Here is a 20,876-nt window from a genome sequence, read left to right as displayed (position 1 = left end):
GACAATACCCCTTGGCGAGAGCAAACAGCCTGATCAAGACAGTTGCTCCCACAATAGATCTGCTTGTACCGGACCCTGTGGGAGCTGGCCTTGCCAGCGATCGAGCGCGTAGCGGTCGCAATCCCCTCAGCGCCGAGCCCCCAGGTAATAAAACAGCGCCGCCAACAGCACCGAACCGATCAATAGGTAAAAGGTCGCCACCGGCACCAGGTGCGCCAGGGCAAAGCCGCAGATCACCGGGCCCAGCGCCGCGCCGAGGTTGGACAGGTTCTGCGCGCCGTAATACACCCCGCGCAGATGCTCCGGGGCGATGCTGTCGATGAACATGTACTCGGCAGGGATGACGATGATCTCGCCGAGGGTGAACACCAGCATCGCCAGGCACCAGACCAGCAGCGACTGGGCCAGCGAGAATCCCAGCAGGCCGACCAGGAACAGCGTCATGCCGGCGATCAGCCAGGGCATCAGCTGGCGGCTGCTGATGCGCCGGCCAATCACATACTGCAAGGCAATCACCGTGACCGCGTTGGTCGCCACCAGGTAGCTGATGTAGCGCGCCGCTTCGCTGGCGCTGCTGGTCACCACCAGGTACTGCGACAGGTAGGCGGTGAACTGGCCGAACACTACCGCACTGAGGGCACCGCCGAGGGTGAAGCAGATCAGCCGGCGGTCTTTCACCAGTTGCACGCCAACACTGAGAAACCCGGCCTGTTCGCTGCCTTCGATCCGCGCCCGCGCCGCGCGCTCGCCCCAGCGCCGGTAGCTCAGGCACATGGCCAGGCCGAGCAGCGCCGAGAGCAAAAACGGCAGGTGATCATCCAGCAGCACCAGCGCCACGCCGACGAAGGGCCCGACCGCGTAGGCGACGTTGCTCAGGGTGTACTTGATCGAGAACACTTCGCTGCGCTCCTCCAGCGGCAGCAGCGCGCAAAAGCCGGCCTTGGCGGCGATGTCCACCACCGCCAGGGCCAGGTTGATCAGCACCAGGCAGATGAAGAACAGGCTCAGCTCGCGGCTGACCACCGCGCCAATGAAGGCCAGGGTAAAGGTCAGGGTCGCGGCGATGATCACCGTGTAGCTGCGCAGGGTATCGATCAGGTAGCCGCCGTACAGGCTCAGCAAGGAGGCGACGATCAGCGCGCCGCCGATCATCAGGCCGATGCCGCTGATGTCCAGGGCGAAGTTCTGTGCAAGGTAGACCACCAGGTAGGGCAGGGTGATCGCCCGGGCCAGGGTCAGGGTGAAGGTGGTCGCCAGCAGCAGACGAACTTGCGGTGCATAGCGTTTGATGGCGGTGAGCATTAACGACGTCCTTGTTGTTATCGGCGCTGAGCATACGCCTTGTGCAAGGCAATTTGTATATTGGTAAAACCGATAACAGATAGAGAAATTACCCGTTATATAGATATATTTTCCCAGCATAAGATGAACTCAACCTCACCGGAGGACAGGAGAATTCATCATGCCTTGCAGCCAAACCCGCACCTCGCCGTTACGCCCGCTGAGCCAGCTGGCGCATCCGCGTGAAGTGATCCGTCAGTTCACCCCCAACTGGTTCGCCGCGACCATGGGCACCGGCGTGCTCGCCCTGGCCCTGGCGCAGGTCGATGTACCCGGCCTGCACGCCTTGGCCGAATCCCTGTGGTTGCTGACCATCGGCCTGTTCGTGCTGTTTACCCTGCTGTACACCGCGCGCTGGGTGCTGTTCTTTGATGAAGCGCGGCGGATCTTCGCCCATTCCACCGTATCGATGTTCTTCGGCACCATCCCCATGGGCCTGGCGACCATCCTCAACGGTTGCCTGGTGTTCGGCATCAATCGCTGGGGCGAGGGCATCCTGCCCTGGGTCGAGGCGCTGTGGTGGTTCGACGTCGGCCTGGCACTGTTGTGCGGCGTGGCCATTCCCTACCTGATGTTCACCCGCCAGGAACACAGCATCGACCAGATGACCGCCGTGTGGCTGCTGCCGGTAGTGGCCGCGGAAGTCGCCGCTGCCAGCGGCGGCCTGCTGGCGCCGCACCTGGTGGATACGCACGCGCAATTTCAGGTGCTGATCACCAGCTATGTGCTGTGGGCGGTGTCGTTGCCGGTGGCGTTCAGCATCCTCACCATCCTCATGCTGCGCATGGCCCTGCACAAACTGCCGCAGGCCAACATGGCCGCGTCGAGCTGGCTGGCCCTGGGGCCGATCGGTACCGGCGCCCTGGGCATGTTGCTGCTGGGGGCCGATGCCCCGGCGATCTTCGCTGCAAACGGCCTTGGTAACCTGGGTGAAGTCGCCCGCGGCCTGGGCCTGATTGCCGGCATCGTGTTGTGGGGTGCGGGCCTGTGGTGGTTATTGACGGCGGTGCTGATCACCCTGCGCTACATCCGCCACGGCATGCCGTTCAACCTCGGCTGGTGGGGCTTTACCTTCCCGCTCGGCGTGTACACCCTGGCCACCCTGAAACTGGCGGCCTGGCTGGGCCTGGGCTTCTTCCATGAGCTGGGCATGCTGCTGGTGGTGGCGCTGGCCGCACTCTGGCTGCTGGTCACCGCCCTGACCCTGCGCGGCGCCTGGCACGGTGAGCTGTTCGTGTCGCCATGCATTGCCGGTCTGAACAAGTAGATTGCATTTACCTGGGGGTTTGTGGCTTTGTGCGGCCTGCGCGTATCCAATAACAAAGCCCCACTCAGGTACACGGACGATGAGTCAATCTTCACAATTCAGCCTGCTTGGCAAACGGCGCTTCTTGCCGTTCTTCGTCACCCAGTCGCTGGGTGCGTTCAACGACAACCTGTTCAAGCAGTCGGTCATCCTGTTGTTTCTCTACAAGATCGCCAGCCCCCACGGCCAGGACACTGCCATCTGGGTCAACGCCTGCGCCTTGATGTTCATCCTGCCGTTCTTCCTGTTCTCGGCGCTGGCCGGGCAGTTCGGTGAGAAATACGCCAAGGACGCGCTGATCCGCGTGATCAAGCTGGCCGAGATCGCCATCATGGCGGTCGGGGCCATTGGCATCATGACCCAGATGCCCTTGCTGATGCTCCTGGCGTTGTTCGGCATGGGCACCCATTCGGCCATGTTCGGCCCGGTGAAGTACTCGATCATGCCCCAGGCCCTGCGCGAGGAAGAGCTGGTCGGCGGCAACGGCCTGGTGGAAATGGGCACCTTCCTGGCGATCCTAGCCGGCACCATTTGTGCCGGGGTGTTGATGTCCAGCGCCGATTACGGCGTCTGGGCTGCGTCGGCGGTGATGCTGGTGGCCGTGCTGGGCTACCTGGCCAGTCGCAGCATCCCGCGCGCCGCAGCTTCTACACCGGAGCTGAAAATCAACTGGGACATCGCCAGCCAGACCCTGGCCACTCTGCGCATGGGCCTCAAGCAGACGCCTGCGGTGTCGCGCTCGATCGTCGGCAACTCGTGGTTCTGGTTCATCGGCGCGGTGTACCTGACGCAAATCCCCGGTTACGCCCAGCAATGGCTGCACGGCGACGAGACCGTGGTCACCCTGATCCTTACCCTGTTCTCGGTGGGCATCGCCGTCGGTTCGCTGCTGTGCGAGCGCATGAGCGGGCACAAGGTGGAAATCGGCCTGGTGCCGTTCGGCTCTTTCGGCCTGAGCCTGTTCGGCCTGCTCTGGTGGTGGCACTCCGGCGAGATCCTGCCGGCGGCTGCGCCTTACGACTGGCTGGCGGTACTGGGCATTGCCCAGGCCTGGTGGGTGCTGGGGTCGATTCTCGGCCTGGGTGTGTTCGGCGGCTTCTATATCGTGCCGCTGTATGCACTGATCCAGTCGCGCACCCCGCAAGACCAGCGTTCGCGGGTGATTGCCGCCAACAACATCCTTAACGCACTGTTCATGGTGGTCTCGGCGATCTTCAGCGTGGTGCTGCTGAGCTTCCTTGAGCTGAGCATCCCGCAGCTGTTCCTGGTGGTGTCGCTGCTCAACATCGCGGTGAATTTCTATATATTCCGCATCGTCCCCGAGTTCACCATGCGTTTCATGATCTGGCTGCTCAGCCATTCCATGTACCGCGTCGAGCACCGTGACCTGCAGCAGATTCCTGATCAGGGCGCAGCACTGTTGGTGTGCAACCACGTGTCGTTCGTCGATGCGCTGCTGATCGGTGGCGCGGTGCGCCGGCCGATTCGTTTTGTCATGTACTACAAGATCTACCGCTTGCCGGTACTCAATTTCATCTTCCGTACCGCCGGGGCGATTCCGATTGCCGGGCGCAGTGAAGATGTCGAGACCTACGAGCGGGCGTTCAAGCAGATTGCCGCGTACCTGGCTGACGGTGAACTGGTGTGCATCTTCCCCGAGGGCAAGCTGACCAGCGACGGTGAAATCGACGAGTTCAAGGGCGGCCTCAGCCGGATCATCGAGCAGACACCGGTGCCGGTGATTCCGATGGCGTTGCAGGGCCTGTGGGGGAGTTTCTTCAGCCGCGATCCGGCCAAGGGCTTCTTTCGCCGCTTGTGGTCGCGGGTGACCCTGGTGGCCGGTTCTGCCGTCCCGGTAGAGGCGGCGGAACCGGCGTTGCTGCGTGAGCGGGTCAGCGAGCTGCGCGGCGACTCACGCTGAAGGGGCAGGGCTGGGTCAGCTGGCGCTGACCTTGAGCCCGACCAGGCCGCAGATGATCAGCGCCACACTGACCAGACGCACCAGGGCCATGGATTCGCCGAACAGGATGATCCCGGCGATCACCGTGCCGACTGCGCCGACTCCGGTCCAGATCGCGTAGGCGGTGCCCAGCGGCAGTTCTTTCATGGCCAGGCCCAGCAGGCCGAGGCTGATGACCATGGCGGCGACGGTCAGTACAGTGGGCAGGGGGCGGGAAAAGCCGTCGGTGTACTTCAGGCCGACGGCCCAGCCGACTTCGAACAGGCCGGCGAAAAACAGGATGATCCAGGACATGCAGAGTCTCCATCAAGTGATGGGGCCGTCCCCGGAATGGTCACGCGGTGCGTCGTGAGGCCGTCCTCACAGTGGGCGGTATGGTGCCCAAGTTGCTTTTGTACTGCAAGTTGGGCCGCTTTGCGGCCCATCGCCGGCAAGACCGGCTCCCACAGTGTTGGCATTAACCGAGCGGCTGGGTTTTAAGCTCCACCTCAGGCTCTTGCATGCGCCGAAACCAGGTCGACAGCAACGCCCCGGAAATATTGTGCCAGACGCTGAACAGTGCGCTGGGCACCGCCGCCAATGGCGAAAAGTGTGCACTGGCCAGGGCCGCGCCCAGCCCGGAATTCTGCATGCCGACCTCCAGCGCCAGCGACTTGCGCTGTGCCAACGGCAGTTTGAACAGCTTGCCGGTGATGTAGCCAAGCATGAAGCCAAAGCCGTTGTGCAGCATGACCACCACCATGATCAGTACGCCGGACTCGGCGATTTTCGCCTGGCTGGCGGCCACCACGGCGCAGACGATCAGCACGATGCTGACCACCGACACCAGCGGTAGCACCTGCACCGCCAGTTGTACCCGCGCGCCCAATAGGCGTTGAGCCAGCACGCCAAGCACGATCGGCAGCATCACCAGTTGCAGGATCGACCAGAACATGTCGAGGAAAGACACCGGCAGCCAGGCCGAGGCCAGCAGCCAGATCAGCGCCGGGGTCAGCAGCGGGGCGAGCAGGGTGGTGACGGCGGCAATCGCCACGGCCAGGGCCAGGTCGCCCTTGGCCAGCCAGGCCATGACGTTGGATGAAGTGCCGCTGGGGCAGCAGCCCACCAGGATCACGCCCACGGCAATTTCCGCCGGCAGCTGGAACAACTGGCACAACAGCCAGGCCACGCCGGGCATGATCATGAAATGCGCGACCACGCCCAGGGCCACGCGCCAGGGCTGGCGGGCGACGGCGGCGAAGTCATCGAGTTTGAGGGTCAGGCCCATGCCGAACATGACCAGGCCGAGTAGCGGCACGATGGCGCTTTTAAGGCCGATGAACCACTGCGGTTGCAAGAAGGCCAGGATGGCGAACAACAGCACCCACCAGGCGAAGGTATTGCCGACGAAGCGGCTGAGGGCAGCGAGGGTACGCATGGCGCAGGTCCTTCTTATCACGACCGCTGCGCGCTCGATCGCTGGCAAAGCCAGCTCCCACAGGTTCGGCGTACACAGATCCATTGTGGGAGCCGGCTTTGCCGGCGATGAGGCCGGCAAGGTCGCTACAATACTCAGATCCCCTGCGGGATTTCTTCTCCTCCCAACGCCTCGAACAGCGCCGGCAGGAACTCGCCAAAGGTCAGCATCATCAGGGTGAAGCTGGCATCGAGCTGGCCCAGGGCCTCGTCGCCGCCGTCTTCTTCGGCCTGGTCCTGCAGCAGCTCTTCAAAGCGCAGGCGCTTGATGACCATCTTGTCGTCGAGCACGAACGACAGTTTGTCCTGCCAGGCCAGCGACAGTTGCGTGACCACCTTGCCGGTGCCCAGGTGCAACTGGATCTCGTCGCTGGTCAGGTCCTGGCGCTTGCAACGGACGATGCCGCCGTCTTCGTGGGTGTCGCGCAGCTCGCACTCATCCAGTACATAGAAGTCAGGCGCGGCCTGCTGGGTCTTGACCCAGTCGGTCATGGTCGCGCTCGGGGCGATCTTCACAGTCACCGGGCGCACCGGCAGCGAGCCGATGACTTCACGCAGGGTCGACAGCAGGTCTTCGGCACGCTTGGCGCTGGCCGAGTTGACCAGGATCAGGCCTTGCTTGGGGGCGATGGCGGCGAAGATCATCGAGCGGCGAATAAAGGCGCGCGGCAGGAAGGCCTGGATGATCTCGTCCTTGATCTGGTCGCGCTCCTTCTTATAGACCTTGCGCATCTGCTCGGCTTCGATCTCGTCGATCTTCTCTTTAACCGCATCGCGCACGACGCTGCCCGGCAGGATGCGCTCTTCTTTACGCGCGGCAATCAGCAGGAAGTCGCCGCTGACATGCACCAGCGGTGCGTCTTCACCTTTGCCGAACGGGGCGACGAAGCCGTAAGTGGTCAACTCCTGGCTGGCGCATGGGCGAGCCGGCTTGCTGGCCAGAGCGGTTTCCAGTGCCTCGGGGTCGAACGAAATGTCCTGGGTCAGGCGGTAGGTCAGCAGGTTTTTGAACCACATGGGGTGAATCTCTCCTCAACACATAAGGAGGGCATTAAACTCCGAGCGGGCACTTCAGGCCAAGCACCGCTAAGTCTTTGGAACGCCTCAAAAATTTTTTTAAAAAAGTGCTTGCCAGAGTGTTCGGTGCTCCGTAGAATGCGCGCCACACCGAGACGAAGGGTGATTAGCTCAGCTGGGAGAGCATCTGCCTTACAAGCAGAGGGTCGGCGGTTCGATCCCGTCATCACCCACCACTTCTCAGTGTATCGCGCAGCGGTAGTTCAGTCGGTTAGAATACCGGCCTGTCACGCCGGGGGTCGCGGGTTCGAGTCCCGTCCGCTGCGCCATATTTAGCTTCCAGGGCCCACTGAACACCCGGAAGCAACAAAGAAAGCGACCTTAGGGTCGCTTTTTTTGTTTCTGGAATTCGTCCAGAATCCACCAGTACGCTGGGACGCTACTGTTTTGCTCCGTGCCAGCACCACTTCTGAGCAAGAGAACGAACATGCAGGATGCAAGCACTTCCCCGGCGCCAATGCTGGGTATCGACCTGGGCACCACCAACAGCCTGGTGGCGGTCTGGCAGGATGGCCGGGCACAACTGATCCCCAACGCCCTTGGCGACGTGCTCACGCCTTCGGTGGTCAGCCTCGACGAAGACGGCAGCATCCTGGTCGGCAAGGCCGCACGCTCACGCCTGACTACCCATCCGCAACGCACCGCCGCCGCCTTCAAGCGCTTCATGGGCAGCGAAAAAAAGATCACCCTCGGTGACCAGGTATTCAGCCCCGAAGAACTGTCGGCGCTGGTGCTCGGTGCACTCAAGGCCGATGCCGAAGCGTTTCTCGGTTGCCCGATCAGCGAAGCGGTGATTTCCGTGCCGGCCTATTTCAGCGACGAGCAGCGCAAGCGCACCAGCTTTGCCGCCGAGCTTGCCGGCCTGAAAGTCCAGCGCCTGATCAACGAACCGACCGCCGCAGCCATGGCCTACGGCCTGCACGAGCAGAAATTCGAACGCACATTGATCTTCGATCTCGGTGGCGGCACCTTCGACGTGACTGTACTGGAATACGCGCTGCCGCTGATCGAGGTGCATGCCTCGACCGGCGACAACTTCCTCGGCGGCGAAGATTTTACCGGCGCCTTGCTGCAGGCCTGCCTGCAGCACTGGCAACTCAAGCCGGCGATGCTCGCGCCCCAGGCCCTGGCCAGCCTTGCCGATGCCATCGAGCAGCTCAAGTGCAAGCTGGGCGAGGGCGAGCAGCACTTGAGCTGGAACGGTGACGGCGTCAGCCGCCACTGGTCGCTCGATGAAGCCCGTGCGCAGAAGATCTGGGCGCCGTTGCTGGCGCGGATTCGTGCACCGATCGAGCAGGCCCTGCGCGATGCACGCCTGCGCGCCAGCGACCTCGACAGCCTGGTGCTGGTCGGCGGTGCCACGCGCATGCCGGTAATCCAGCAGATGGTCTCGACCCTGTTCGGCCGCCTGCCTTACCGCTACCTCGACCCGGACACCATCGTTGCCCTCGGTGCTGCCACCCAGGCGGCGTGCAAGGCGCGCGATTCGGCGATCGAAGAGCTGATCCTCACCGATGTCTGCCCCTACACCCTGGGTATCGCCGCGATGGATGGCGAATACCAGACCGAGATCTTTGCGCCGATCATCGACCGTAATACCGTGATCCCTACGTCACGGATCAAGCCGTTCTACAGCACTCATATTGAACAGACAGCCATCAGCATCCGCGTCTATCAAGGCGAGCGGCCCTGGGTCGAAGACAACATCTTTGTCGATTCTTTCAAGATCCCGCTGACCCCGAACGGCAAGATCCAGCGCCTGGACGTGCGCTTCAGCTATGACATCAACGGCCTGTTGGAAGTCGATGTGACCTTGCCGCAGACTCGCGAGCAGTTCAGTCACGTGATCGATCGCAGCCCCACCGGGCTGGATGAAGCCGCGCGCCAAGCCAGCCATGAACGCCTTGCCGGGCTGAAGATCCACCCGCGCGATGCCTTGCCCAACCGCACCTTGCTGGCACGCCTGGAGCGGGCCTGGGCGCAGAGCCTGGGGGCTGAACGCGATGCGATCGGCGACTGGCTCAATGAGTTCAGCGCGATCCTGGCCGGCCAGGAGTCGACCGAGATCGCCGGCGCTCGCCAGCGCCTCATCGAGGCGCTGGACGACATGCGTTACTGACCGTTGAGCCGTCGCAGGGCGGCTTGCAGGCCACCCTGCAGGTTGTCCTGCGGCTGATTGACGGGCGGCACGCCGTAGCGGTTGGGCAGCGGTTCGCCCGGCAGGAGCAGCAGCACCAGCGGCAAGAAGTGCAGGAACGGGATCAGCATCACGAAGATGATCATCATCGGGATGCCCCGGCCAATGTCGTGCAGGCGGCGCAGGGTGGCGCTGCCGAGCAGGCCGACGAACAGCAGGCCGAAGAAGATCTGCTCGACTGCACTGCTGGCCATCAGGGTCAGGATCGGCCCGAGAAGGATGCTGGCGACTACCTGCACGCCGTAACCCTTGCGGCCCAGGCGGCTACCGATTTTCCACACGTGCGAGGCCGGTACCGGTTGGCTGCCGGAATTGGCCAGCAGCAGGCGCTCGGACCACGACAACAAGGCAGTCAGGGCTGCGCGAATGCCGGCGTCCATGCCCGGGTAATCCTTGCCGCGCTGCAATTCCTTGAGCACCTTGGCCCGCGGCACCCCGGCGCTGCCGTAACGCGCCAGGTCCTTGAGGCTGTCGAGCATGCTGTAGAACAGCGTGCTGTTGATCAGCTCGTCTTCCTCCAGCACCTTGCGCGGCGGGCGCACCGGCTCGCCCTTGATCAGGCCGTTGCGAAACGGTTCGAACCAGGCATCCGGGCAGGTCAGGGTCGAGATGCGCCGCAGCAGGCTGCCATGCTGTTCGGCGTTCAGGCTCGGGTCGTGATAGAGAATGGCGCACAGCACCATCATGCCCAGTACGTCATCATCGAAGGCGTGCGGGTCGTTTTCCAGGCAGGCGTACAGTTTCAGGTTGCTGGGCAGCTTGGCGCTGTCCAGGGCTTGCTGCACCGTCGACAGGCGCTGGCCGATAAAGCCTTGCAGCGGGTCGTTGTCATCCAGCCAGCCGAGCAGGCCATCGACGTTGCCTTGCTGGCCCTGCAGGCGTAGCAGCAACTGCTGCAGGCCGGCGAACGGATGGCCGGCCGGGTATGGCAGGCTGGCCAGCAACTGCGCTGGCACCATCGCCAGCCAGCGTTGGGGCTGGTCAACCAGGGCGAGCATGAACAGGTTCTGCCGGTGCCAGGTCCACAGACCATCGTCGGCAGGCGGGCGCGGCAGTTCGATGCCGGCTTCGGCAAGGTCCGAAAGCAGCTGCACGCCGAAAGGCGTCGGCATCAGGTTGGCCGGCTTGATCAGCGCGGTCAGCTTGGGCAGGGTGGCGGCCGGGTAGCTGCGCATCCGCCGCAGCCAGTCGCGGGCTACCGACAGGCCGCTGCCTTCGCAGAGCACTTCGGGCAGTTGCGGCTGTGGCGAAGGGCTGTTGATGAAGGCGGTCAGGGCCAGGGCCAGCGGTGACTGCTCGAGCCAGCGCAACTGTTGCTCGGCCTGGTACTTGAAGCCTTCGATGATCAGTTGATCCAGCGGGTCGTCGCCCAGCGGCTCGGCCATGATCTGCCGCAGCAGGCCGCTGTCACCACGGTGCAGCGCCCAGGCGTGGCGGTACAGGCGCTGCAGCTGGCGATCCGGCTGGTCGTCGAGCAGCCAGGCCAGCAGCGGCAGTTCGTCTTTGCCGTCCAGGCGCCATTTGACGAAAATCCCGGCGATGCCTTCGTGCTCGTCACGTGCGGCTTCGAACCAGCGTGTCAGGGTTTCCGGGCGCTGCGACGGGCTGCCCCAGATCTGCGCCAGATCGTTCAAGTCTTGTGGCCATTGGTACACCGGCTCCAGGCGATCAAGGGCCTGGATCAACAGCGGCAGGCGCTGCGGTTGGTGCTGGGCGCACAGGTTGAGCAGCCAGCGTCCCGCTTCCGGGTGCTGGTGCTCGCACCACAGGCGGGTCCAGCACTGGCGGGCGAGTTCTTCCTGGCCGGTGTCGCTGGCCTGGCAGGCGAGCAGGTACAGCAGGTCGATATCGTCCGGTGCCTGGCGTTGCTGCTCGGCGATCATGGCAAAGAAGCTGGTACTGCCGATGCCGGCCTGGCACAGCTTGACCATCAGGCGCTGGATAAAGGCCGGGTCATCCGGGAACGGCAGGCAGGTGTGCAGGGTGACGAAGCTCTCGAACTCGAACAGCGGCCGGGTGTGGTAGAGGAAATCCAGGTTCCTGGCGAACCACAGGGTTTCTATTTGCGCTTCTATCGACCAGTGCTTCATCACGCCGGTGTCAAACGGGTCCGGCTCGCTGATGCGTTCAAGAAATTCATCAGCCTGGCGCGGATCTTCCAGGCGCAGTACCTCGTTTTCCCAACCCAGGTGCCTGGCCATCAGTTGCACGCAGGCGTGCGACAGCGGGCCGGTCTCCATCAGCTTGTACAGCAGGTGCCAGCTGACCTGTTCCTGGTCACCCAGGGTCAGGCTGGCGAAACCATCGATGAAGGCCTGCCAGGCTGGCGGGTCGAAGCGGCGGGTCGGGTCGCCGAGCAGCTTGGAAAAGTCGCTCATGGTCTGTTCGATCAGTGCATTGCGCACCAGCACCGGCTCGTCGTGCTCAGGGGCCTCATCCTGCTCGTCGCGGGCCAGGCGCAGGGCGTGCTCGTAAGCCTCGCGCAGGGCCTGGAAACCCTGCGGGTCGGTTTCCGGGTGGTGCTGCGGCAACAGCGCGCGGTAAGCGCCGCGGATGACATCGGGGTCGTTGGTCGGCTCGATGCCCAGGCGAATCCAGCAGCTCATGACCAGCCTCCTTGCAGGGTGTCGGGGCGTTCCGGCAGGTTCAGCGGCAGCTCCCAGGGGATGCTGGCGAAAAAGCCCAGGGCGTCCTGGCTCAGGTTCATCATGATGCAGCGGTTCCAGTGTTCGCTGCCCTGGCGCTCCAGGCACTGCGCCAGTTCTTCGTCGCTGGCGCTGGAGCAGTTCCACAGCGCCTTGCCAAACAGGTAGCCGGCCAGGTAGCGGTCCCAGCTGTTGTAGTAGTGCCGTGCACGCAGGGCCAGGCGGCCTTGCAGCCAGTGGCTTTCAGCGATGCTGAGGTAGCCCTTGCGCAACCCTGCCCGCAGCAGGTAACCCATGCGCCCCAGGTCCCAGGCGCGCACGCCGCCCTGGCCGCAGTCGGCCAGGGTGCGCCGGGCGAACTCGTACTGGATGCGCTTGCGCGGTGTCAGCGCTTCAAGCACCTGCGGCCATTCGCTGGGCAGGCAGCGCGCGGCTTGCCAGTAGGCGTCCTTGAGCTCCAGGGCGTGGCCGGTGTCGGCCATGCTGAGCATGTTCAGCAACTCCTGGCGATTGTTGATGCCCCACCACTTTTTAAGGTCGGTCTCGTCTTCGTCGTAGGTCTCGAAGTAGGTCGCGGCGGTGTAGCTGGCGCCGTTGAGGGCGGCCATGGGGGCGGAAAGGGCGTACAGCCAGTGCTGCTCGATTTCTTCCATGAAAAAGCTCCGGGGCCGGTAGGGGAATGTGCGGGTGCCGGCCGTAATGGCGCGGATTGTAGAGAGCCGCGCGGTGCGCGGCAAACCGGATTCGCCGACTTAGGCGCTGGCCAGCATGGCGCGCTCTTCCTCGCGCAGGGTCAGCACCTCAAAGCCCTCGGCGGTGACGGCGATGGTGTGTTCCCATTGCGCCGACAGGCTGCGGTCGCGGGTGATCACCGTCCAGCCATCCTTGAGGGTGCGCACCCCGCGCCCGCCCTGGTTGATCATCGGTTCGATGGTAAACACCATGCCTGGCTTGAGCTGCAGGCCGCTGCCCTTGTGGCCGTAGTGCAGCACCTCGGGCGCCTCGTGCATCTGCCGACCAATGCCATGGCCGCAGTACTCGCGCACCACGTTGTAGCCAGCCGCTTCGGCATGGCGCTGGATGGCGTAGCCGATATCGCCCAGGGTCGCTCCCGGGCGTACCTGGCGGATGCCCTGCCAGAGCGCGGCATAGGTGGTGTCGACCAGGTGCCGGGCGGCGGTATCGATCTGCCCCAGGCAATACATCTTCGACGAGTCGGCAATGTAGCCGCCTTGCTCAAGGGTGATGTCGACATTGACGATGGAGCCGGCCTTGAGCACCTCGTCGGCATGCGGCACGCCGTGGCACACCACATGGTCGACCGAGGTGTTCAGCGAATAGGCGAAGCCGTACTGGCCCTTGCTCGCCGGGCGCGCCTTGAGTACATCGACGATAAAGGCCTCGGCCCGGTCGTTGATCTGCAGGGTGCTGACCCCGGGGGCGATGAAGCTGTCGAGGTGGGCGAACACCTGGCTCAACAATTGCCCGGCATTGCGCATCAGGGCCAGCTGTTCGGCGTTTTTGAGGACCACTTGGCTCATGGGGGAAGGTATTTCGTCTCTCGGAATGTGCGCCAATGATAAAGCCTCGCCGGGTGGCAGTGCCATCCGATGGTGCAAGCGGGCCCATTGCGGTGCAGGCTGCCCGGCACCGCCAAGTGCCTGAGCCCCGTAACGCAAGGCTCCGGCCATTCTGGCGCGGCCCTTGCTACAGCTTGAGAATCCGGCAATCAACGCAGATTGCCCCGTTCACGACAAAGGCGCCGTGTTGCCCCGCTTGTTCATTCAAGCCGGGGGCAGCAGGGCGCCTTTTTGTTTGCGCAATCAGGAGGTAGGCCGATGAGCAGCACCAGCGTGCGCAGCGTGTGCCCGTATTGTGGCGTCGGTTGTGGCATCGTCATGAGCGTCGAAGGCGGGCGGGTGACCAAGGTCAGTGGTGACAAGCTGCACCCCAGCAATTTTGGCCGCCTGTGCACCAAGGGCCTGACCGCCCATCAACCGCTGCGCGAGTCCGGGCGCATGGAGCACGCTTACTTGCGCGACCAGCGTCAGCGCGACCCGGTGCAGAGCGGCATCGATACCGCTATCGAACAGGCAGCACAGCGCCTGCGGGCGATCATTGATGAGCATGGGCCCGACGCCCTGGGGTTCTATGTCTCCGGGCAGATGTCGCTGGAGGCCCAGTACCTGATCAATAAACTGGCCAAGGGTTTTGTCCGCAGCCGGCATATCGAGTCCAACTCGCGCCTGTGCATGGCCAGCGCCAGCAGCGGCTACAAGCTGTCGCTGGGCGCCGATGGGCCGCCGGGCAGCTACCAGGATTTTGACCGCGCCGAGGTGTTCCTGGTGATCGGCGCGAACATGGCCGATTGTCACCCGATCCTGTTTTTGCGTTTGCTCGACCGGCTCAAGGCCGGTGCCCGGCTGATCGTCGTCGACCCCAGGCACAGCGCTACCGCCGACAAGGCCGACCTGTTCCTGCAGATCAAACCGGGTACCGACCTGGCGTTGCTCAATGGCCTGCTCTACCTGTTGCTGGAAAACGGTCAGTGCGACGCCGATTTCATCCAGTGCTACACCGAAGGCTGGGAGGATATGCCGGCCTTTTTACAGGACTACACACCCGAGCGGGTCGCTGCTATCACCGGGCTGCGCGAAGCCGATATCCGCCAGGCCGCCAACTGGATCGGCCAGGCCCCGGAGTGGATGAGCTGCTGGACCATGGGCCTGAACCAGAGCATCCATGGCACTTGGCAGAGCAACGCCCTGTGCAACCTGCACCTGGCCACCGGCGCCGTTTGCCGGCCGGGCAGCGGACCGTTCTCGCTGACCGGCCAGCCCAATGCCATGGGCGGGCGCGAAATGGGCTACATGGGCCCGGGCCTGCCAGGGCAACGCTCGGCGCTGGTCGCGGCGGATCGCGCCTTCGTCGAGCAGCTGTGGCAGATCCCCACCGGCAGCCTGCGCAGCGAAGCCGGTGACGGCACGGTGGCGCTGTTCGAAAACCTCGCTGCCGGGCAGATCAAGGCCTGCTGGATCATCTGCAGCAACCCGGTGGCCAGCGTCGCCAACCGCCGACAAGTGATCGAAGGTTTGCAGGCGGCGGAGCTGGTGATCACCCAGGATGCCTTCCTCGACACCGAGACCAACCGCTACGCCGATATCCTCCTGCCCGCCGCGCTGTGGGCTGAGGGCGAGGGGGTGATGGTCAATTCCGAGCGCAACCTGACCCTGATGAACCAGGCCGTCGAGGCGCCGGGCGCGAGCTTGCCCGACTGGCAGATCATTGCCCGTATCGCCTGCGCCATGGGCTATGCCGAGGCGTTCAGCTACGCCAATGCTGAAGCGGTGTTCAACGAGTTGCGCCAGGCCTGGAACCCGGCCACGGGCTACGATGTGCGCGGCGTCAGCTATGCCGCTTTGCGTGAGACGCCGCAGCAATGGCCGTGTGAACCCGGGCGTGAGAACGATCGCAGCCCGCTGCGTTATCGCAACGACGGTATCAGCCAGGCCCTGTTGCGCGATGCGCAAGGCGAGGCACCTGCCATTGCCTTCCCCACCCGCACGGGCAAGGCACGCTTTTTTGCCCGGCCGTGCCTGCCCAGCGCCGAGCTGCCGGACGCTGACTTCCCGCTGGTGCTCAACACCGGCCGGGTCCAGCACCAGTGGCACACCCTGACCAAGACCGGCAAGGTGGCGGCGCTGAACAAGCTTGACCCCGGGCCGTTCGTGGAAATTCATCCGGACGATGCCGAGCGCCTGGGCATTGCTGAAAAGGACCAGGTGCAGATCCGTTCACGCCGCGGGCAGGCCGTACTGCCGGCACGGATCACCACCCGGGTATTGGCGGGCAACTGCTTTGCGCCGTTCCACTGGAACGACGTCTACGGTGAACACCTGGCGATCAATGCGCTCACCAGCGACGCGGTCGATCCGCTGTCGCTGCAACCGGCCTTCAAGTATTGCGCGGTGGCCCTGAGCCGGGTCGCTGGCGAACGTATCGAGGCCGTCCAGATCGATCAGCAGCCCGTTTCGGTACAGGACAAGCACCTGCTGCTCTGGGCCTCGCAAACCGGCAACGGTCAGGCCCTGGCCGAGCAGTGTGCCGAGCGCCTGCGCAAGGTCGGCTTGCCGGTGCAGTTGAGCTGTATGGAAGACGTGGCCCTGGAGCAGCTGGACAGCCCGGCCAGCCTGCTGCTGATCGCCAGCACCTTTGGCGACGGTGACGCGCCGGACAGCGGCGCGGCATTCTGGCGTGGCCTGCACGGCGAGCATTCTCAACGCTGCGCCGGCTTGCCTTATGCGGTGCTGGCCCTGGGGGATTCCAGCTATGAACAGTTCTGCGGGTTTGGTCGCAAGCTCGATCAGCGCCTGGCAGAACTGGGGGCTGAGCGCTTGCTCGACAGGGTCGATTGCGAGGGCGATTTCAATGAACCGGCCGGGCAATGGCTGCAGGCGCTGCTGGGCAAACTGGGCCACGGCCAGCTGCTGCTCGAAGCGCCAGTGGCAGCGCCGGCCGCAACCGGCTTCAGCAAAACCAGGCCGCTGGCAACGACCCTGGTCGGCAATCGCCTGCTCAACGGCCCCGGCGCGCTCAAGGAAACCCGCCAACTGGTATTCGACCTGGGCGACAGCGGTTTCACTTATCAGGCCGGTGACGCCCTCGGCGTGTGGCCGCGCAACTGCCCGGCGCTGGTCGACGAACTGCTGAGCGCCACCCGCTTCGATGGCAGCCGCTGCGTCAGCCTCAAGGGCCAGGCCGACATGCCGCTGGCCGAGGCGCTGTTGCAACACCTGGAGATCGCCCGCATTACCCCGCAGCTGCTCGAGGCCTTCGCGGTTGGCAATCCACAGTTGCGCGAGTTGCTTGAACCGCACAACAAGGCTGCGCTCAAGGACTGGCTGTGGGGCAAGCAACTGATCGACCTGGTGTACGGCTGCACACCCGAGCTGAGCCTGGAGACCTGGTTGAGCCTGCTCAAACCCTTGCAGCCGCGGCTGTACTCGATCAGCTCGAGCCAGAAGTTGCACCCTGATCAGGTTCACCTGACGGTTTCCACCGTCCGTTACGGCCAGCGCAAGGGCGTGTGCTCGACCTACCTGGCCGACCGCGGTGAGCCGGGCCGCGTAGAAATCTTCAGCCAACCGACCGCGCACTTTCGCCTGCCCAGCGATAGTACGGCGCCAGTGATCATGGTCGGCCCCGGTACCGGTATCGCGCCGTTCAGGGCGTTCCTCCAGGAGCGTCAGGCTGAAGGCGCCACAGGCCGCAACTGGCTGTTGTTTGGTGAACAGCAGGCCGCTACGGATTTCTATTACCGCGACGAGCTGCTGGCCTGGCAGCGCGACGGCCACCTGACCCGCCTGGACACCGCGTTCTCCCGCGATCAGGCGCAGAAGATCTACGTGCAGCAGCGCCTGCTCGAACAGGGCGCCGAGCTTTGGCGCTGGCTGGAGGAGGGTGGGCATTTCTACATCTGTGGTGACGCCGAGCGCATGGCCAGGGATGTCGATGCGGCGCTCAAGCAGGTGGTGCATCAGTACGGCGGCATGAGTGTGGAGCGGGCCGAGGCCTATGTCAGCGAGCTGAGCCGCGCCAAACGCTACCTGCGCGACGTGTACTGAGTGCCCCATAAGGGGGAGGGCTGCACCAGCCTGGGTCGATAACGGCCGTGGTGGACAGTCCTCAAGCCCCGGTTTCAAAGGCTTTGGCAGTTGGCACGCTACCTGCTTTTGCTTAAGTACAACGTCCTCGCGGGTCAATGGCGATTCGCAACCGGGACTACATAAAACGACCAGGCAAAGGCGCCTGGAGCTTCGGCTCCAGGCGCCTTTTTTTGTTTTTCGGGGTTGGCCCCCAGCAGCAAAGCCACCGTGAATGGCCTTGAGTGAGGATCGGGTATGAATGGGTTTACCAGCATCGAAGCGCGGCAACAGCTGATCATCGTCGGCAACGGCATGGTCGGTCATCACTGCGTCGAGCAACTGATCGAACGCGGTGCCCTGGGTCGCTTCGAGGTGCGGGTGTTCGGCGAAGAACGCCAGCGCGCCTACGACCGCGTGCACCTGTCGGAGTACTTCAGTGGCAGTGATGCCGAGACCCTGGCGCTGGGCGAGGCGGGCTTGTACGCCGGGCACGGCATTCACCTGCACCTGGGCGAGCAGGTGCTGGAGATCGACCGCGAACGCTGCGAAGTGGTCACCCACCTCGGGCGTTATCCTTACGATCAACTGGTCCTGGCCACTGGTTCCTATCCGTTCGTGCCGCCGATCGAAGGCTCGCACGGGGCGGCGCGCCTGGTCTATCGCACTCTCGATGACCTCGATGCCATCCGTGCCGCCGCCAACAGTGCCCGCCGTGGCGTGGTGGTCGGCGGTGGCCTGCTCGGCCTGGAGGCAGCCAATGCCTTGAAATCCCTGGGCCTGGAAGCCCACGTGGTGGAGTTCGCCCCGCGCTTGATGCCGGTGCAACTGGATGCCGAAGGCGGCGCGGCCTTGCGTGCGCAGATCGAAGCCCTGGGGGTTGGCGTGCACCTGTCGCGGGCGACCCAGGCCATCGTTGCCGGTGAAGACTATCGCTACCGGATGAACTTCGACGGCGGCGAATTTCTCGAAACCGACCTGATCGTGTTCTCCGCCGGTATCCGCCCGCAGGATGCCCTGGGCCGCAGCAGCGGCCTGGACACCGCGCCACGCGGCGGGGTGATGATCGACAGTGCTTGTCGCAGCAGCGACCCACGGATCTTCGCCATCGGCGAATGCGCCTCGTGGAACGGCAGTGTGTTCGGCCTGGTAGCGCCGGGCTACAGCATGGCGCGCAATGTCGCGGCGGCGCTGTCCGGTGAGGACGCTGGCAGCTTCACCGGTGCCGACATGTCGACCAAGCTCAAGCTGCTCGGCGTCGACGTCGGCTCCATTGGCGACGCCCATGGCGCGACCCCGGGTGCGCGCAGCTATCGCTTTATCGATGAAGCCGCCTCGGCCTACCGCCGCCTGGTGGTCGATGCCAGCGGCAAACACGTTCTGGGTGCGGTGCTGGTTGGCGACAACAGCTACTACGACACCCTGCTGCAATACGTGCAGAACGGCATTGCCCTGCCAGCCGACCCGGCCGGCCTGATCCTGCCGCAGTCGGCCGGCGCGCCGGCACTGGGCGCGGATGCCTTGCCCGACAGCGCGACCATCTGTTCCTGCCACAACGTCAGCAAGGGCGCGATCTGCGCCGCCATCGACAGCGGTTGCGGCGAGCTTGGCCAGCTCAAGCAACAGACCAAGGCCTGTACCGGTTGCGGCGGTTGTGCGGCATTGCTCAAGCAGGTGTTCGAGCATGAGCTGATCGCCCGCGGCGTCAGCGTCGACAAGAGCCTGTGCGAACACTTCGCCTACACCCGCCAGGAGCTGTACGCGCTGGTGCGGGTCGAGGGTATCCTCAGCTTTGACGAGATGCTCGCCAAGCATGGGCGCGGCCATGTCGGCTGCGATATCTGCAAACCCACGGTCGGCTCGATCCTCGCCTCGTGCTGGAACCAGCCGATCATGGACCCGTCGCTGGTGCCGCTGCAGGACACCAACGACACGTTCATGGCCAACATGCAGAAGAACGGCACCTACTCGGTGGTGCCGCGGATTCCCGGCGGCGAGATCACCCCCGAGAAGCTGATCGTCATCGGCGAAGTGGCGAAAAAATACGACCTCTACACCAAGATCACCGGCGGCCAGCGCATCGACCTGTTCGGCGCCCAGCTGCATGAATTGCCAGAAATCTGGGCCGAACTGATTGCCGCAGGCTTCGAGACCGGCCACGCCTACGGCAAGTCGACGCGCACGGTGAAATCCTGCGTGGGCAGCACCTGGTGCCGCTACGGCGTACAGGACAGCGTACAGATGGCCCTGACCCTGGAAGACCGCTACAAGGGCCTGCGTTCGCCGCACAAGCTCAAGTTCGCGGTGTCCGGCTGCACCCGCGAATGCGCCGAGGCGCAGAGCAAGGACATCGGCGTGATCGCCACCGAGAAAGGCTGGAACCTGTACGTCTGCGGCAACGGCGGCATGCGCCCGCGGCATGCCGAACTGTTCGCCACCGACCTGGACGACGCCAGCCTGATCCGCATCATCGACCGCGTGCTGATGTTCTACATCCGCACCGCCGACAAGCTGCAGCGCACCTCGGTGTGGCGCGAAAGCCTGGAGGGCGGGCTGGACTACCTCAAGCAGGTGATCCTCGACGACAGCCTCGGCCTGGGTGCAGAGCTGGAAGCGCAGATGCAACAGGTGGTCGACCGCTACGAGTGCGAGTGGGCCAATGCCCTGAAGGATCCGGACAAGCTCAAGCGCTTCCGTACCTTCGTCAACGATCAGCGCCCGGACCCGGGTGTGCACTTTGTCCGCGAACGCGGCCAGCGCCGGCCCATCGGCGCCGGCGAACTTCACTTGATCCCGACCACCGAGGAGGTGCTTTGATGAGCCAGTCCAACGCTGCGATAACTGTTCAGGCGCAACACTGGCAGACGGTCTGCACCCGTGCCGACCTGGTCGCCCAGTCTGGGGTGGTGGTGTGGTTCGAGGGGCGCCAGGTGGCGCTGTTCTACCTGCCGGGGCAGGCCACGCCGGTGTTCGCAGTGGACAACCATGACCCCAGGTCCGGCGCCAATGTGATCGGCCGCGGGCTGGTGGGGGAGCTCAAGGGCGAACTGGTGGTGGCGGCGCCGTTGTACAAGCAGCATTTCTGCTTGCGTGACGGGCGTTGCCTGGAGGATCCGCAGCAGGCGTTGCAGGTGTGGCCGGTGCGGATCAGTGGCGAGCAGGTAGAGCTGGGTCGCTATTGATGGCCTCATCGCTGGCAAGCCAGCTCCCACAGTGTCTGGGGTATGCAGTACCTGTGGGAGCCGGTCTTGCC

General features: G+C 64.2%; 13 protein-coding genes and 2 tRNA genes. 8 read left to right on the top strand and 7 right to left on the bottom strand.

The genetic code is table 11. From position 1 onward, the window contains the following. Positions 1–126 precede the first annotated feature (126 nt). Positions 127–1,302, bottom strand: a complete 1,176-nt coding sequence (locus ABM562_RS27895; protein ID WP_460423950.1) for an MFS transporter — start codon at positions 1,300–1,302, stop codon at positions 127–129. 160 nt (positions 1,303–1,462) lie between these two features. Here ABM562_RS27895 and ABM562_RS27890 point away from each other — a divergent pair, with 160 nt between their 5' ends. Both ABM562_RS27890 and ABM562_RS27885 read left to right on the top strand, forming a co-directional pair. Further along, positions 1,463–2,608 (top strand): TDT family transporter, encoded by a 1,146-nt coding sequence (locus ABM562_RS27890; protein ID WP_233673605.1) that lies wholly within the window; start codon positions 1,463–1,465, stop codon positions 2,606–2,608. A 79-nt stretch (positions 2,609–2,687) separates the two neighbouring features. Next, positions 2,688–4,568 (top strand): MFS transporter, encoded by a 1,881-nt coding sequence (locus tag ABM562_RS27885; RefSeq protein ID WP_460423949.1) that lies wholly within the window; start codon positions 2,688–2,690, stop codon positions 4,566–4,568. A gap of 15 nt (positions 4,569–4,583) precedes the next feature. Here ABM562_RS27885 and sugE read toward each other — a convergent pair whose 3' ends face one another. The 3 genes from sugE to rdgC form a co-directional block, all read right to left on the bottom strand. After that, complete coding sequence (gene sugE, locus ABM562_RS27880; protein WP_460423948.1) at positions 4,584–4,901, bottom strand: quaternary ammonium compound efflux SMR transporter SugE; 318 nt, start codon at positions 4,899–4,901, stop codon at positions 4,584–4,586. A gap of 163 nt (positions 4,902–5,064) precedes the next feature. Continuing rightward, a complete protein-coding gene (locus ABM562_RS27875) occupies positions 5,065–6,024 on the bottom strand; it encodes a bile acid:sodium symporter family protein (RefSeq protein WP_460423947.1) in 960 nt (319 codons plus the stop codon). 134 nt (positions 6,025–6,158) lie between these two features. Next, positions 6,159–7,079: a recombination-associated protein RdgC gene (rdgC, locus tag ABM562_RS27870; RefSeq protein ID WP_115085768.1), complete on the bottom strand. Its 921-nt coding sequence runs from the start codon at positions 7,077–7,079 to the stop codon at positions 6,159–6,161. A 160-nt stretch (positions 7,080–7,239) separates the two neighbouring features. Here rdgC and ABM562_RS27865 point away from each other — a divergent pair. The 3 genes from ABM562_RS27865 to ABM562_RS27855 all read left to right on the top strand — a co-directional run bounded on the left by ABM562_RS27865 (position 7,240) and on the right by ABM562_RS27855 (position 9,258). Beyond that, a tRNA-Val gene (locus ABM562_RS27865) sits at positions 7,240–7,315 on the top strand. A 16-nt stretch (positions 7,316–7,331) separates the two neighbouring features. After that, a tRNA-Asp gene (locus tag ABM562_RS27860) sits at positions 7,332–7,408 on the top strand. Between the two features lie 158 nt (positions 7,409–7,566). After that, on the top strand, positions 7,567–9,258 hold the full coding sequence (locus ABM562_RS27855) for an Hsp70 family protein (RefSeq protein ID WP_460423946.1): 1,692 nt from the start codon (positions 7,567–7,569) through the stop codon (positions 9,256–9,258). Here ABM562_RS27855 and ABM562_RS27850 read toward each other — a convergent pair. The 3 genes from ABM562_RS27850 to map all read right to left on the bottom strand — a co-directional run bounded on the left by ABM562_RS27850 (position 9,252) and on the right by map (position 13,522). Further along, positions 9,252–11,942: a DUF805 domain-containing protein gene (locus ABM562_RS27850; protein WP_134061624.1), complete on the bottom strand. Its 2,691-nt coding sequence runs from the start codon at positions 11,940–11,942 to the stop codon at positions 9,252–9,254. The two genes, ABM562_RS27855 and ABM562_RS27850, sit on opposite strands and share 7 nt — an antisense overlap. Continuing rightward, positions 11,939–12,634, bottom strand: coding sequence for a DUF1266 domain-containing protein (locus tag ABM562_RS27845; protein WP_115085771.1), 696 nt, complete (start codon positions 12,632–12,634; stop codon positions 11,939–11,941). Before ABM562_RS27845 ends, ABM562_RS27850 begins: the two co-directional genes overlap by 4 nt. Positions 12,635–12,733: 99 nt before the next feature. Continuing rightward, positions 12,734–13,522 carry a type I methionyl aminopeptidase gene (gene map / locus ABM562_RS27840; protein ID WP_460423945.1) on the bottom strand — a complete coding sequence of 263 codons (789 nt, stop codon included), beginning with the start codon at positions 13,520–13,522 and terminating at the stop codon, positions 12,734–12,736. Between the two features lie 297 nt (positions 13,523–13,819). On the opposite strand from map, the gene ABM562_RS27835 reads away from it, so the two are divergent. The 3 genes from ABM562_RS27835 to nirD all read left to right on the top strand — a co-directional run bounded on the left by ABM562_RS27835 (position 13,820) and on the right by nirD (position 20,805). Then, the gene (locus ABM562_RS27835; RefSeq protein ID WP_460423944.1) at positions 13,820–17,605 is read left to right on the top strand and encodes a molybdopterin-dependent oxidoreductase; all 3,786 of its coding nucleotides are present in this window, start codon (positions 13,820–13,822) and stop codon (positions 17,603–17,605) included. 276 nt (positions 17,606–17,881) lie between these two features. After that, on the top strand, positions 17,882–20,440 hold the full coding sequence (gene nirB / locus ABM562_RS27830; RefSeq protein WP_460423943.1) for a nitrite reductase large subunit NirB: 2,559 nt from the start codon (positions 17,882–17,884) through the stop codon (positions 20,438–20,440). Next, complete coding sequence (nirD, locus tag ABM562_RS27825) at positions 20,440–20,805, top strand: nitrite reductase small subunit NirD (RefSeq protein WP_460423942.1); 366 nt, start codon at positions 20,440–20,442, stop codon at positions 20,803–20,805. The genes nirB and nirD overlap by 1 nt, the downstream gene beginning before the upstream one ends. The last annotated feature ends 71 nt before the right edge of the window (positions 20,806–20,876 follow it).

This window comes from Pseudomonas sp. ZL2 (genome assembly GCF_054788455.1).
The sequence above is the reverse complement of the archived record's forward strand: the minus strand, read 5'-3'. Positions and strand labels throughout refer to the sequence as shown.

Excerpts from the sequence above, each read along its gene's own strand:
- ABM562_RS27895 (WP_460423950.1), bottom strand. The coding sequence starts at position 1,302 with ATGCTCACCGCCATCAAACGCTATGCACCGCAAGTTCGTCTGCTGCTG.
- ABM562_RS27890 (WP_233673605.1), top strand. The coding sequence starts at position 1,463 with ATGCCTTGCAGCCAAACCCGCACCTCGCCGTTACGCCCGCTGAGCCAG.
- ABM562_RS27885 (WP_460423949.1), top strand. The coding sequence starts at position 2,688 with ATGAGTCAATCTTCACAATTCAGCCTGCTTGGCAAACGGCGCTTCTTG.
- sugE (WP_460423948.1), bottom strand. The coding sequence starts at position 4,901 with ATGTCCTGGATCATCCTGTTTTTCGCCGGCCTGTTCGAAGTCGGCTGG.
- ABM562_RS27875 (WP_460423947.1), bottom strand. The coding sequence starts at position 6,024 with ATGCGTACCCTCGCTGCCCTCAGCCGCTTCGTCGGCAATACCTTCGCC.
- rdgC (WP_115085768.1), bottom strand. The coding sequence starts at position 7,079 with ATGTGGTTCAAAAACCTGCTGACCTACCGCCTGACCCAGGACATTTCG.
- ABM562_RS27855 (WP_460423946.1), top strand. The coding sequence starts at position 7,567 with ATGCAGGATGCAAGCACTTCCCCGGCGCCAATGCTGGGTATCGACCTG.
- ABM562_RS27850 (WP_134061624.1), bottom strand. The coding sequence starts at position 11,942 with ATGAGCTGCTGGATTCGCCTGGGCATCGAGCCGACCAACGACCCCGAT.
- ABM562_RS27845 (WP_115085771.1), bottom strand. The coding sequence starts at position 12,634 with ATGGAAGAAATCGAGCAGCACTGGCTGTACGCCCTTTCCGCCCCCATG.
- map (WP_460423945.1), bottom strand. The coding sequence starts at position 13,522 with ATGAGCCAAGTGGTCCTCAAAAACGCCGAACAGCTGGCCCTGATGCGC.
- ABM562_RS27835 (WP_460423944.1), top strand. The coding sequence starts at position 13,820 with ATGAGCAGCACCAGCGTGCGCAGCGTGTGCCCGTATTGTGGCGTCGGT.
- nirB (WP_460423943.1), top strand. The coding sequence starts at position 17,882 with ATGAATGGGTTTACCAGCATCGAAGCGCGGCAACAGCTGATCATCGTC.
- nirD (WP_460423942.1), top strand. The coding sequence starts at position 20,440 with ATGAGCCAGTCCAACGCTGCGATAACTGTTCAGGCGCAACACTGGCAG.